The 12,436-nt window shown below is 73.3% G+C and carries 15 protein-coding genes, 1 tRNA gene and 1 pseudogene; 10 read left to right on the forward strand and 7 right to left on the reverse strand.

The genetic code is table 11. The features are described from left to right. The first annotated feature begins 8 nt into the window (after positions 1 to 8). On the forward strand, positions 9 to 668 hold the full coding sequence (locus AC0VY3_RS08465) for an O-methyltransferase (protein WP_103511677.1): 660 nt from the start codon (positions 9 to 11) through the stop codon (positions 666 to 668). Between the two features lie 30 nt (positions 669 to 698). On the opposite strand, the gene AC0VY3_RS08470 is transcribed toward AC0VY3_RS08465, so the two are convergent. The 3 genes from AC0VY3_RS08470 to AC0VY3_RS08480 all read right to left on the reverse strand — a co-directional run bounded on the left by AC0VY3_RS08470 (position 699) and on the right by AC0VY3_RS08480 (position 3,265). Beyond that, positions 699 to 911, reverse strand: a complete 213-nt coding sequence (locus tag AC0VY3_RS08470) for an FmdB family zinc ribbon protein (RefSeq protein ID WP_137235271.1) — start codon at positions 909 to 911, stop codon at positions 699 to 701. 57 nt (positions 912 to 968) lie between these two features. Then, on the reverse strand, positions 969 to 2,393 hold the full coding sequence (locus AC0VY3_RS08475) for a hypothetical protein (protein ID WP_475549325.1): 1,425 nt from the start codon (positions 2,391 to 2,393) through the stop codon (positions 969 to 971). 71 nt (positions 2,394 to 2,464) lie between these two features. Continuing rightward, positions 2,465 to 3,265, reverse strand: a complete 801-nt coding sequence (locus AC0VY3_RS08480; RefSeq protein WP_103511675.1) for a DUF4097 family beta strand repeat-containing protein — start codon at positions 3,263 to 3,265, stop codon at positions 2,465 to 2,467. A gap of 181 nt (positions 3,266 to 3,446) precedes the next feature. On the opposite strand from AC0VY3_RS08480, the gene AC0VY3_RS08485 reads away from it, so the two are divergent. From AC0VY3_RS08485 to AC0VY3_RS08500, 4 genes and pseudogenes are all read left to right on the forward strand, one after another. Next, a tRNA-Val gene (locus tag AC0VY3_RS08485) sits at positions 3,447 to 3,521 on the forward strand. Between the two features lie 9 nt (positions 3,522 to 3,530). Continuing rightward, complete coding sequence (locus AC0VY3_RS08490) at positions 3,531 to 4,310, forward strand: nucleoside deaminase (RefSeq protein ID WP_475549326.1); 780 nt, start codon at positions 3,531 to 3,533, stop codon at positions 4,308 to 4,310. Between the two features lie 52 nt (positions 4,311 to 4,362). Beyond that, positions 4,363 to 5,014 (forward strand): annotated as a pseudogene (locus AC0VY3_RS08495) (GNAT family N-acetyltransferase). Beyond that, positions 5,011 to 5,832 (forward strand): inositol monophosphatase family protein, encoded by an 822-nt coding sequence (locus tag AC0VY3_RS08500; RefSeq protein ID WP_475549327.1) that lies wholly within the window; start codon positions 5,011 to 5,013, stop codon positions 5,830 to 5,832. The pseudogene AC0VY3_RS08495 and the gene AC0VY3_RS08500 overlap by 4 nt, the downstream one beginning before the upstream one ends. A gap of 45 nt (positions 5,833 to 5,877) precedes the next feature. Here AC0VY3_RS08500 and AC0VY3_RS08505 read toward each other — a convergent pair whose 3' ends face one another. After that, a complete protein-coding gene (locus AC0VY3_RS08505) occupies positions 5,878 to 6,501 on the reverse strand; it encodes a histidine phosphatase family protein (protein ID WP_103511673.1) in 624 nt (207 codons plus the stop codon). A 139-nt stretch (positions 6,502 to 6,640) separates the two neighbouring features. Here AC0VY3_RS08505 and AC0VY3_RS08510 point away from each other — a divergent pair, with 139 nt between their 5' ends. The 4 genes from AC0VY3_RS08510 (at position 6,641) to AC0VY3_RS08525 (ending at position 8,088) form a co-directional block, all read left to right on the forward strand. Continuing rightward, a complete protein-coding gene (locus AC0VY3_RS08510) occupies positions 6,641 to 6,859 on the forward strand; it encodes a hypothetical protein (protein WP_007459297.1) in 219 nt (72 codons plus the stop codon). A gap of 4 nt (positions 6,860 to 6,863) precedes the next feature. Beyond that, positions 6,864 to 7,208, forward strand: a complete 345-nt coding sequence (locus AC0VY3_RS08515) for a DUF8108 domain-containing protein (RefSeq protein WP_103511671.1) — start codon at positions 6,864 to 6,866, stop codon at positions 7,206 to 7,208. A gap of 133 nt (positions 7,209 to 7,341) precedes the next feature. Then, positions 7,342 to 7,797, forward strand: coding sequence for a DUF7144 family membrane protein (locus AC0VY3_RS08520; protein ID WP_103511670.1), 456 nt, complete (start codon positions 7,342 to 7,344; stop codon positions 7,795 to 7,797). A 69-nt stretch (positions 7,798 to 7,866) separates the two neighbouring features. Then, positions 7,867 to 8,088 (forward strand): DUF2277 domain-containing protein, encoded by a 222-nt coding sequence (locus AC0VY3_RS08525; RefSeq protein ID WP_103511669.1) that lies wholly within the window; start codon positions 7,867 to 7,869, stop codon positions 8,086 to 8,088. A gap of 28 nt (positions 8,089 to 8,116) precedes the next feature. On the opposite strand, the gene AC0VY3_RS08530 is transcribed toward AC0VY3_RS08525, so the two are convergent. Then, positions 8,117 to 8,914 (reverse strand): DedA family protein, encoded by a 798-nt coding sequence (locus AC0VY3_RS08530; RefSeq protein ID WP_103511668.1) that lies wholly within the window; start codon positions 8,912 to 8,914, stop codon positions 8,117 to 8,119. A gap of 209 nt (positions 8,915 to 9,123) precedes the next feature. Here AC0VY3_RS08530 and AC0VY3_RS08535 point away from each other — a divergent pair, with 209 nt between their 5' ends. Next, positions 9,124 to 9,867 (forward strand): superoxide dismutase family protein, encoded by a 744-nt coding sequence (locus AC0VY3_RS08535; RefSeq protein ID WP_103511667.1) that lies wholly within the window; start codon positions 9,124 to 9,126, stop codon positions 9,865 to 9,867. Positions 9,868 to 10,060: 193 nt separating this feature from the next. Here AC0VY3_RS08535 and AC0VY3_RS08540 read toward each other — a convergent pair whose 3' ends face one another. Together AC0VY3_RS08540 and AC0VY3_RS08545 are read right to left on the reverse strand one after the other, a co-directional pair. Further along, a complete protein-coding gene (locus AC0VY3_RS08540; RefSeq protein ID WP_103511666.1) occupies positions 10,061 to 10,510 on the reverse strand; it encodes a DoxX family protein in 450 nt (149 codons plus the stop codon). Positions 10,511 to 10,594: 84 nt separating this feature from the next. After that, the gene (locus AC0VY3_RS08545; RefSeq protein WP_103511665.1) at positions 10,595 to 12,409 is read right to left on the reverse strand and encodes an alkaline phosphatase D family protein; all 1,815 of its coding nucleotides are present in this window, start codon (positions 12,407 to 12,409) and stop codon (positions 10,595 to 10,597) included. Positions 12,410 to 12,436 lie beyond the last annotated feature (27 nt).

Here is a 12,436-nt window from a genome sequence, read left to right on the forward strand (position 1 = left end):
CTGGGGTCATGACCAAGGGCAACGAAACAACGATCACCGACGAGCTGTACGCGTACATGCTGGCCCACAATCCACCGCTGGATCCGGTCCAGCGGGAGCTGGTGGACACCACGTACGCGAAGTTCCCCGACCACGCGGGCATGGTGTCGGCCGAGGAGCAGGCCCCGCTGCTGGCCTTCCTCGTCCGGCTGGTGGGCGCCCGGCATGTGGTGGAGGTCGGCACGTTCACCGGGTTCAGCGCCCTGGCGATGGCCCGGGCGCTGCCCGCCGACGGCACGCTGATCGCCTGCGACATCTCGGAGGAGTGGACGGCGTACGGGCGCGAGGCCTGGGCGAAGGCGGGCGTCGCGGACCGCATCGACCTGCGCATCGCCCCGGCGCTGGACACCCTGCGCGCGATGCCCGCCGAGCCGCACATCGACTTCGCCTACCTGGACGCGGACAAGGGCGGCTACATCGCGTACTGGGAGGAGCTGGTGCCCCGGCTGCGGCAGGGCGGGGTCATCGCCACGGACAACGTGCTCTTCCACGGCGGGGTGACGGACCCGGAGGCGACGGGCCCGGCGGCGGCGATCAAGAAGTTCAACGACCACGTGAGCGCGGACGCCCGGATGGACAGCGTCCTGCTGACGGTCGCGGACGGCCTGACGCTGTCCCGCAAGAAGTAGGCCCGACGCCTGTCGGCCGGGAGGGGCGGCTCAGCCGCAGCACCCGCCCCCGCAGCAGCCCCCGCCCCCGCCGGACGGCGCGGGTGCGGAGCCGGCGGCACCGCCCACGGCCACGGCGGACAGCAGCTTGACGGTGTCGTCGTGGCCGGCGGGGCAGGAGGCGGGGTCCGAGGACTGGGCCATGGGACGGCTGAGTTCGAACGTGTCTCCGCAGGTGCGGCAGCGGAATTCGTAACGAGGCATGGGCTCAGGCTAGAGCCATCGGGGGCCGGAGACCACGCCCCCCGGTGCCGGGACGGCTCAGGTGCCGCCGCCGCGCTCCTCGCGGATGTCGGAGACGACCCGGGCGGCGGTCTGCCGCACGGCCTCGGTCTCGGTCAGGAAGTGCCAGTAGTCGGGGTGGCGTCCCTCCAGCCCGGCGATGGCCCGCTCCAGCCGGGCGACGGAGTCGTCGAGCGGCCGCGCGTGCCGGGGATCGGGCGTGTGCCGGCCGGCCATGGCGAGACGCTGGGCGTCCCGCACCGCGAACCGGGTCCGCTCGATCTCCTGCTGCGGGTCCTTCGCCACGGCGTTCAACCGCTGCAACCGGTCCCCGGCGGCGGACACCGCCTCGTCCGTGGCGTTGAGCAGGGCACGGACCGTGGACAGCCGGGACGTGGCGTCCGCCCAGCGCTGCTCGTCGCGCGCCTTCGCCGCCTCCGCGAGCTTCTCCTCGGCCTGCCGTACGTTCACGGCGGCCTGCTCCGGGACGGGCTGGAGGTCCTGCCAGCAGGCGGCCGAGAAACGCCGCCGCAACTCGCTGAGCACCGGCTCCACCGAACCGGCCCGCGTCGTGAGCGCCTGGGCGCGGGTCCGCAGCGACACCAGCCGCCGGTCGATCTCGGCGGCCCGCTCGGGCAGCCGCTCGGCTTCGGTCCGTACGGCCTCGGCGTCACGCAGCACCACATCGGCCCGCTGAAGCGTCTCCGCGACCCCGTGCTTCCCCGCGCCCTGGTTCAGCTTGGTCAGCTCCGGGGCGAGCGCGGCGAGCCGGGCGGCGAGCTCGTCGGCCCGCAGCCCCGCGGCCCGTACCGCGTCGAGAGCGTTGCTCGCGCCCAGGAGGGCCTGCCGGGCCCGCTCGACGGCGGGGGCGAGCCGGGCGAGCTGCGTCTCCGCGCTGCCCAGCAGCGGCCCCAGCCCCTGGGCGAAGCGGTCCAGCTCGCCCTTGACCCGTACGAGGTCGTCCTTGGCCCGGGTCAGCTCGGTGCGGGCCCGGGAGGCGACGGCGGGCTCCAGATCGTCCCGGTCCAGATCATGGCTGTCGACGGCGGTGATGTAGGCGTGACTGACCTCGTCGATGCGCCGGCCGAGCGCGGCGAAGTCCTCGGAGGCCTTGCGGCCGCGCGAGGAGCTGTCCACGGCGTTGATGGTCTCGATGGAGATCCTGAGATCACGCTGGGCGCTGTCCAGGTCGTAGAAGGCCTCGGCGGCGGCGTCCTTCGCGGCCTGCGCCTCGACCCGCTCGTTCTCCCCGCGCCCGCCGAACCACCGGCGCGTACCGCCACCGGCGAAGGCGGCGGGCAACGCGGCGAGCACGAGGGGCACGGGCAGCAGCATCAACGCCAGAAGATCCCGCGCCCCGGAACCGGGGGAGCGCCGCTCCGGCAGGCTCTGCCCACCCTGACCACTCTGGACGGCGGAACTTCCACCCGCTCCTGCCTCCGGCCGCGCGTGTGTCGCCGTCACATCCCTCTCCCGTGCCGATTCGCCCTGCCCGGTACATTCTCCCACCAGGTAAGGACGAACACACGGGTCGGTTAGTTCGCGCTTCGCACCGTGACTTGGCCGTTGTCGCTGCGCGCCTTCACCACATGGGCGCTGTCGTCACTGCGCGGCACCCCGACCGAGACGTCCCCGTTGTCGGCGGAGGCGTCCACCGCGTACTTCTGCCCGCCCGGCGGCAGGTCGATGGTGATGCCCCCGTTGTCGCTCTCGGTGTCCACGAGATCGGGCACCGAGCTGAAGCCCAGCCGGATCTCCCCGTTGTCGGCGCGGGCGACCACGGAGGAGCCGGAGATCCGGTCCGCCCGGATCCGCCCGTTGTCGCTCTTCAGCCTCAGCGATCCGCTCGCCTCCCGGACGTTGATCTCCCCGTTGTCGGAGGAGAGGTCCAGCGCCCGGTCGAAGCCGGTGGCGGTGATCGTGCCGTTGTCCGACGCGGCCGTCACATCGACCCCGCGCGGCACCTTCACCCGGTGCCGGGAATCGCAGTTGTTGAGCATGCCCTCGCACTTCACCCGGAGCGTGAGCGTGTCCTGCTCCATCTTCCAGACGGAGTCCGGCCCGCTGCCGAACACCGCCCACCCGTCGACCTGCCGCTCCACCTCGACCTGCTCCACATCGGCCGGCACGAGGTCCACGGTGCCGTTCTCGGCCTCGATGGTCAGCACCTTCCCCGCCAGCGCGAAGGACTTGCGCTCGACGGGCGCGCCGTCCACATCCGTACCCCCGCACCCGGTGAGCGCCAGTGCCAGCAACGCGACCCCGCCCCCGAGAGCGAGGGCCCGCCCGGGCGCCCCGGGACGGGTGCGGGTCGGTGCGCTCGAAACGATGTCCACGATGATCGGTCCCCCAGTGCGTGCGGTACGTGCCACCGGACGTCGCTGCCGGTGCACTCGAACCGTATGCACCCGGGCCCTCCGGCGGGATCCGGACGGCTACCGTCTTCGAGGTGGGGTTATCCCCCGGAACGGTTTATGAGCAGGGGCCCCGCTCCATGTACGCTGTTGCCTCATCCACGGGTGCGTAGCTCAGGGGTAGAGCGCTGCTCTTACAAAGCAGATGTCGGCGGTTCGAAACCGTCCGCGCCCACCAGCGGGAAACATGACGAAGACCCCCGACCGATCATGGTCGGGGGCCTTCGTCGTCTCTTCCCGCTGCCGTGCGGTCCACCCCGAGCCGGTGCGTGAGGAGAGGGACGACGAGGACCTCGGACAGGCCTGGGACGCCGCTTCCGAAGCGGTGAGGCGCAGCCTGGGGCTTGCCTGCGAGGCGGTGGAGGCCGGTGGTCTCGCGGTGGGGTCCGTGCTGGTCGACGCGGCCGGGGCGGTCCTGGCCGGGGGCCGGAACCAGGCCTACGACACCGGGCCCGGCAACGGTCCGTTGCGGGGTACGCCGCTGGCCCACGCCGAGTTGAACGCGCTGGGCTCGGCCCGTACGGAATGGGACCTGGGCGTCACCGCGCTCTGGGGCACCCAGGAAGCCTGCCCGATGTGCTCGGCCGCCGCGGCGTTCACGGGGGTCGGCACGGTGCGCTGTCTGGCGCCCGACCCCTGGGCCCTGGCCACCGGGAACGAGGGCTCCTCCTCGGGGACGTGCGTGACCGGGGGCGTGTGGCTGGTCCGCGGCCGACGCGATGTTCCTGAAGAGCGTCTCGGGGGCGGCGGAGGAAGGTGGGGAGGAGCCGTCCACGCTCTCTCGCAATCGCCTGCTGGAGCCGGAGACGGCTCACCTGCACGACGGTCCGCCTCCCGGGCTTCCGGCGTTCCCGTCGGTGCGGGCGTGGCTCTCGGAGGCATGGCCGGGGATCATCGAGGCAGCGGCCGCGCGCCGACTGCGTACAGGTGGATGAGGCGTTTCCGCTTCCACCGTGCCGTGTGGTGAAGCGGCGGCACGCGGCGGCCGGGCCGAACGGCCAAGGGCGAGGGGGCACTTCATGGGGCAGGCGGCGACGGAGATCCTGGACGCCGCGGCGTGCGGGCGGTTTCCGGAGGCTGATGGGGGCACGACCGTGGTCGCCGCGCCGAGCGGTCGTGACACGGGGGTGGTCGCCTTCACCGCGCACTCGGTCGTGTTCACCGACGAGGACCCCGAGTGGGTCCATGCGACGCTCGCCGCTCTGGACTGCGATGCGCCGGCCGCGACCATGCATCCCCGCTTTCTGCCGGCCCTCCTGGAACGCACCGGGCGGGTCACCGACACCATCGACCTGCTGACCGTGGCGTCCTCGCTGCCCGGTGCCCGGGCTGGAGCTGCGGGAGGTCACCGATCCCGTGCACCCGCGCGTGGTCAGCGCCCGTCGGCGGCGGGACGGGGTGCGGATGTGGGAGGCCGACGGGGGCGTGCTGGTCCTCGGGCGCGGGGTGGCCGGCCGGTGGGAGGTCGCCGTCGAGCTGGAGGAGGACGCCCGGCACCGGGGCCTCGGCCGGGCTCTCGCCACCGCCGCGCGGCACCTCGTGCCCCCGGGAAGGCGCGTGAGGGAGGGGTGTGAGGGAAGGGGTGCGAGGGTGTGTCGTGGCGGGGAGCTTACGGCCTTAGCCGGTCTTCCGGACGGCGTACGTGGGCTCCCGCTAGCCTTCTCTTCATGATCGAATCACCTGCCGAGCCGACCGACACCGAGACGGCCGCCGCCGCGGCGTCGGCCGGGGCGGAGGTCGTGCGTGCCCGGTACGGGAAGCTCCACTCCCGTATCGACAAGGGCGCCGGGGACTTCGCCACCGAAGTCGACGTGGCGGCCGAGGAGGCCATCCTCGACCTCCTCCGCGCTGCCCGGCCCGAGGACGCGGTGCACGGCGAGGAGGGGGGCCGGCGGGGCGCGGTCGGTGCGGGGCGGGAGTGGTTGGTGGACCCCTTGTGCGGGACGCTCAACTACGCTGTCGGCTCCCAACTGGTCGCCGTCAACGTGGCGTTGCGCGACGGTCCGGCCGCCGTGGCCGATCCGTTCAGCGGCGAGGTCTTCCTCACCGACGGAGAGACCGCCTGGGTCCGGTCCGGGGCCGAGGGCGACGAGCCGTTGGCGCCCACGGCGGACACCCGGCTGGTCGACGTGAACCTCGATCCGCCGTTCCCGGGCGCGCCCGGATTCCGGGCGGTGGACCTGCTGGCCCACCCCGGGTTCGTGGAGCACTTCCGCCCGCGCGTCGTCTCCACGTCGCTCGCGCTGGCCTGGGTCGCGGCCGGTAAGCGGGCTGCCTACGTCACCGACGGCGGCGACCTGAGCGGAAGCGTCCACTTCGCCGCCGGGATCGCCCTGTGCCGGGCCGCCGGCTGTGTCGTCACCGGGATCGACGGCGCCCCGGCCGGACCGGGCGGCCGGGGCCTCGTCGTGGCCGCGGACGCCGGGACGCACGAGCTGCTCATGTCGATGGTCGGGAGGCCCGGGCCCGGGCAAGGGCCCGGTGCTTGAGTCGCCGCCTCCGTCCGGAGCCGTGCCGCCCGCGCTTGTCTTCTTTCAGATGTGCAGTTCGGGCGGGAAACCGGTCCAGCGCAGTTCGGCGGGCAGGTGCCCGGTGTCGTTGAACAGGAGGAGGGCCGGCGCGCGGCCGGGCGCGTAGCGGATCACGGTCAGCGCCGCGTTGGCGTGGTTGACGCCCAGCCAGCGTGACTTCGGGGCGTCCAGCGCGGCCCGGACGAGCCAGCCGACCAGGAAGTTGTGAGTGACGAGGAGTTCATGGCGGGGCTCGTCGCCCTCGACCGTTCCCGTGAACCGGGCGAGCGCCTCCTCGGCCAGCCCGGGACCCAGCTCGCGCTCCGCCGCCGGGAAGCCGGCCAGCCGGGCGAGCGTCTCGTCGGCCGACTCCGGCGGCAGCTCCTCCCGCAGCGGCAGGTACGGGAGGTAGTCGCCGGCCGGTTCGGAGGGCACCAGGGGAACGCCCGGGAGCTGTTCGCCCATCAGCTTCGCCGTCTGCTCGGCGCGCGGCAGCGGGCCGTGGTGGATCGCCGTGATCGGGGCCCCGCGGAGCCGCTCCCCGAGCAGTGCGGCCTGACGGCGGCCCGCGTCCGTCAGCGTGGTCTCGTCGGCGGAGGCCTGGCCGTGCCGGGTCACGTACAGGTAGCGGGCAGCCGTTGTCGCCATGGGCGGGTCCTCCGTCGCGGTTCATGATCGTAGGTACGCCGGCAGGGACGTAGTCCCCCGCTCGGGCGGTTCCGTGGCGCGGGGCGGGCGGTCCGCCTCCCGGGATGCGCGGGGGCAGTGCTCAAGGCACCGTGGAGGCATGGCCGAGCACCCGCCCGTGATCGTCTATCCGCCTTCCGCGACCGGAGGGCGGCGGGTCACCGTGCACGGCCAGATCGTCGGCCTGGCGCACGGGCGGGGCGAGGTGGCCGCGCTGCTGCGGGCCGCGGGGTTCGCCCCGGGGCCCGACAAGGTCGTCGAGCTGGACCGGCCCGGGCTGATCGAATGGCGCGGCGGCGACCTCGACACCTGGGAGTGATCCCGTGAAGCGTCGTCGTACGGTACGCGAGACCGCCTCGATCGAACCGCCGCCCGGGTATTACGTGGCCGGGGCCGAGCCCCCCGACGCGGCGCAGCGCACGCTGATCCTCGACTGGGTGGTGAGCCGGCGCATCGCGAGCGGCTGGCGCGTCGAGTCGCGCTCCGGGAGCCAGGTGGTGCTGGTGCGCGGGCAGCCGGTGAACCATGTGCTGCACGCCTTCCTCACCGTCTTCTCGTGCCTGGTGTGGGGCATCGTGTGGGCCGGCGTCGCCCTCGTCAACCGGGTCGAGCGCGTGGCCCTCACCGTCGATGCCCAAGGTCGCATCGTGACGGTCTGCGCGCCGTGACACATCACCCGAACGGGTGCGTCCAGGTGGCTTCGTGCGAGGGTCGCGAGGAACGTCGGAGCTGATCTGCCCGCACCACCAGGGCAGCTCAGGACAGCAGGCGCCCGGCGTCTGTTCCGACCAAGGAGCCCTCATGTCACAGCCCAGCACACCCGGCGCTTCGCGCCCCGCCGACCCGCGTCCGGGCGGATACACCGGCAGCGGGTGGGCGGCCGGAGGAACGGTGTTCGCCGGTGTCCTGCTCTTCGTCGACGGCATCCTCGGGGTACTGAAGGGCATCGCGGGGATCGCCTCGAACGACGTCTACACGCGGATCAACGACTACGTCTTCAAGTTCAGCGTGACCTCGTGGGGCTGGATCCACCTCGTCCTCGGCGTGATCCTCATCCTCGTGGGCTGGGGCATCCTCAAGGGCGCGCCCTGGGCCCGGGCGGCGGGCGTCGCCCTCGCCTCGCTGAACCTCATCGCCAACTTCATGTGGCTCCCGTACACCCCGGTCTGGGCCATCGTCACCATCGCGATCGACGTCTTCGTGATCTGGGCCCTGTGCACCGACCGGTCGAACCCGAGCGACCTGGTACGGAGCTGAACCGGCCGGGACGGCGGGCGGCGACGGCGACGGGTGTCCGTTGTCAGTGGGGCGGTCCACACTGGAGACATGTGCCGCAGCATCAAGACGCTCCGCCCGCCCGCCCTCCCCGAAGAGGCCACCGAGGAGGACATGCGGGCCGCCGCCCTTCAGTACGTACGCAAGGTCTCCGGGTTCCGCGCGCCCGCCGCGCACAACCGTGAGGTCTTCGACCGGGCCGTCGACGAGATCACCGCAGCCACGACGAAGCTGCTCGACGGCCTGGAGATACGGGGCGGGGCCAAGGGCTGAGTCCCGCCGCCGCGCGACTGCCCTCGGTTCAGGGGGCGGCCGGAGCGGGCGCCCCCACCGGTGCCGGGCCGCCGGGCCCGACCGCCGGTGCCCCCTTCCCCGCCCTGGTCCCCGCTGCTGTCCCGATCTCCATCTCTGTGTCCGCCTGCGCGGGCACCGGCGTCTCCACCGCATCCGCCGGGATCCCGGCCGGTGTCGTCGCCGCCCGCGTCGCCGGGCGCTTCACCACGAACGCGGCCAGCGCGCCCGCCACGAACAGGGCCAGTACCGAAACGGCCGTGCCGAACCACGTCGAGCCCAGCCACCGGCCGCCGAAGTAGCCGAGCCCCACGCTGTAACCCGCCCAGGCCAGGCCCGCAAGCGCGGACCAGGGCAGGAAGTCCCGCTTCCTGCGGTGGGCGGCGCCCGCGCCGAGGGAGACCACGGAGCGGCCCGCCGGAGCGAACCGGGCGATGATCACCAGCGCGCCGCCGCCCCGGCTCAGGGCGGCGCCGAGACGTTCCTGCGCGGTGCTGAGGCGCCGGGAGCGGGCGATGGCCCGGTCCAGCCGGTCGCCCCCGCGCCAGGCGAGCCGGTATGCGACGAGGTCGCCGAGGACCGAGGCGGTGGCCGCGCACAGGATCAGCACGACGAGCGAGGGGACCTGTCCTCCAGTGCCCCCGTCGGCGCCGCTGACGGTGGTGGAGCCGGCCGCGGCCGCCGTGGCGGCCGTGATGACGAGCACGCCGCTGGGCAGCAGGGGCAGAAAGACGTCCAGGAGAACGGAGAGGGCGACCACCGCGTAGATCCATGGGCTGCTGGTCAGCGCGGCCACACTCTCTAGCACCGTCTACTACTCCCCGATCGTGTCAACGCCGCGACGTCGCAGGGGAGCGGCAGGGGCGGCAGGTTCAGCTGTACAGCGTACGCGTGAGGGTTCCCGGGGCCTCGTCCAGGGCGGGTGATGTTGTGCAGGTCACGTACACCTGGAGGCCATGCGCCCGTTAGGAGGGATGAACGACCGGCACGAGGGCCGGTACGAGCGAGGAGCAGCGCATGACGGCATGGATGGTACGGACGGGACACGGGACGTCGCACCCGAATTCCGGGCGGCGGAGGACGGACGTTCCGCGGGTCCCGGGTGTGCTGGCGGGCACGGTGGCCCTGCTGACGCTGGCCTGCGGCGTCGGCGTCGCCCACGCGACGGACGACGTGGAGCCCGGCGGCCACGGTGCGCACGGGGCCCCTGCGGTGGGGATCCCGGCGCAGGGGCCGAGCGGCGGTGGAGGACCCGGCGGAGGCGGGGACCCGAGCCGCAGCGATGACGCCGCCACGGCGGGCGGCAGTTCGTGGATGCGGGCCGCGGGGGTGTTCTCCCCGCCCGGTTCCTTCGTCCCGTCCGACGCGCTGACGTACGACACCCGGCTGGTGCCGGCGGGCGCGCGGATCGAGGTCACGCAGTTCACGGACCCCTCCGGCACCCGGGTCGGGGCCCGGCTGCGGGGGCTCGTGCCCGGCCGGGCGTACGGGATGCATGTGCACACCTCGCCCTGCGGCGCCGATCCCGCGGCGGCCGGACCTCACTACCAGCACCGCCCGGCGGCGACCGCGGACCCGGTCAACGAGGTGTGGCTCGACTTCCGGACGGACGAGGACGGCGGCGGCCGGGCGGAGGCGCTGCACGACTGGGGCTTCCGGGAGGCCGGGGCGCGGTCGGTGATCATTCACGACCGGCAGGGCGGTGCGGGGGAGCGGGCGGCCTGCTTCACGGTGCCGTTCGGGCCCGCCGGGAAGGTGTGACGGGGGCTCCGCACCGTAGGGGCCGAGGTGGTGTCGGGGCGGACGCGGCGCAGGGCGGTGCCCCGCCACCCCGCACCGGGGTGGTGGGCACCGCCCCCACGCCTACGCGCCGCTCCTCCGGAGTCTCGCCGCGCGCCGGGTCGGCGAGCGGAACGCGGGACTCCGGGAGAGGGGCGGGTGGGCGGACCGCCGGTCAGGCCGGGACGGCCGGGGCCTGCTCGCGCCGGGCCGGGTCCTCGGCGGTGGCCGTGGTGCCACGCGATCCGAAGAAGCGGTCCAGGGCGACGGCTCCCGGGCCGGTGAAGACCAGCAGCAGGAACGCCCAGCAGAACATCGCCGGTGCCTCACCGCCGTTCTGGATCGGCAGGAACGCCTCGGGCTGGTGCACCTTGAAGTACGCGTACGCCATCGATCCCGAGGCGAGGAAGGCCGCGGCACGGGTGCCGAGGCCCAGGGCGACCAGGGAACCGCAGACCAGCTGGATCAGGGCGGCGTACCAGACGGGCCAGGCGCCGGTCTCCGCCTGGTTGCCGCCCAGCACTCCGAAGAGCGTGGCGGCGCCGTGGAAGGCGAAGAGCAGGCCGACGACGAAGCGGAAGAGGCTGAGCGCGTAGGGCTGTGCCTGGTTCAAGCGGATGAGCATGGGGGGTGGGCTCCTTCGGTTGTGGTGGGGACGTGAACCGACCGAGCGCCTCAGGTTAGGGAAACCTCACCAGTGCTTGCAACTTCAACATTCCGTCGAGTGGCTGGAAACTGCCTCACCCTGAGGGGTGAGTGAACGCTCAAGAACCGTCTCTAGCTGGGCCCCTTCTCTGTCTGCTGTGGCCTGCACCAATGTCAGCGCAGACTTCCGGCCAAGCAACGTAAGCGTCATGAGCTGGTTACCGAACCACGGCCCACCTGCCCTGCCCCAGGTCACCGGCGACGCTCCCGTGCGGCCGTGGCGGGCCAGGGCCCGGCCGAGCCACCGGCCCGCCCGGCTCCAGCCGAATCGGAAGCCCGTCCGGATGGATCGCGGGATCGAGTTGTGCACGGGGGAGCAGGTCAGCTGGAGGACGCGGGAGGCCGGGGCGGCCCCGGAGTCGGCGGTGGAGTCGGTTCCGGGGCCGGGCCCGGTGTCCGGTCGGCGGGGCTCGGTGTCCGGCCACCGGGGTTCGGCGATGTAGGCGTGGTGCACATCGCCCGAGAGGACGCATACCGTCGCCGGGGCGTCCGGACCGCTTCCCGCCTCCCGCAGCAACTCCGTGAACCGGTCGAAGGATTCCGGGAAGGCGGCCCAGTGCTCCAGGTCGGACGCGCGGCGCACCTTCTCGCCGAACCGCGCCCAGCGTCGCCCGCGTACGCCCGCGCACAGGGCGGCGTTCCAGCGCTCCGCGTCATGGACGAGCGGCGGCAGCAGCCACGGCAACGAGCTGCCGATGAGCAGATGATCGTACGAAGTCGGGTCGCCCAGGACCGCTTCCCGCAGCCAGCCGGCCTCCTCGGCGTCGAGCATCGCCCGCTGTTCCTCGGCCAGGACCCGGGCCGCGCGGGTGTCGACCATCACCAGCCGTACTCGGCCGAAAACACGCCGGTAGCTCCACCGGGTCCGGGCGGGATCCGCGTCGGTCTCGGCGGCGAAGCGGCGCAGCGCCTCGGTGCCGTCGGGTGAGGCCCTGACCGCCGCGTACACGGGGTCGGCGGCCAGCTCGGCGGGGGAGAGATTGCCCAGATGCTGGTGGACCCAGTACGACATCAGTCCGCTGACGATCCGTTCGTGCCACCAGGGTGTGGCGCGCATGTCCCGCTGCCACGCGGCGCTGGTGTTCCAGTCGTCGATGACATCGTGATCGTCGAAGATCATGCAGCTGGGCACGGTGGAGAGCAGCCAGCGCACTTCCGGGTCGCGCCACGATTCGTCGTAGAGGTAGGTGTACTCCTCGTAGTCCGCGATCTCCGCGCCCGGCGGCTCGCGCAGATCCCGGCGGGCGGCGAGCCTGCGCCGGGTCGCCGCCGAGGTCTCGTCCGCGTACACCTGGTCGCCCAGGAGCAGCAGCACGTCGGGCCGCTCGGCCGCCGGGTCCGCCGCGAGCCGGGCGGCCAGCGTGACCAGGGCGTCCGGCCCCACGGGGTCGTGCCCGCCGCCGGGAGCGGCGGCCCAGCGGCACGACCCGAACGAGATCCGCACGCCGGGCGGTTCGGCGCCGGCCCCCTCGGTGCCGCCTGCCGACGCTGTGGCTGCAGTCGTAGCCATGGTTGACACCGTCGCCACCGGTGGTGTGGTGATGGTGCTCGGCGGGAGGCGGGCGTCGTCGGGCGGCCAGACGCGCCGGGAGCCGATCAGTACCTCGTACGCCGTGGTGGAGCCGGGGGTCAGACCCGTCACCACCACCAGGGCGTAGTGGTGCCCGGCCACCGCGAAGGTCGGCGACGACCCCGAGGCGCCGTCCGCGCACCGGACCTCCACGGTGCACGGACGGCTCGCCTCGACCCATACGGTCGCGGTGGACCCGGTCTCCCAGTCGACGTACCGCAGCAGTGGCCCCAGGCGCAGTCCGGCCATGTGATGTCTCCTCGCGCCGCCGTCACG

The organism is Streptomyces sp. iso_384 (genome assembly GCF_056172905.1).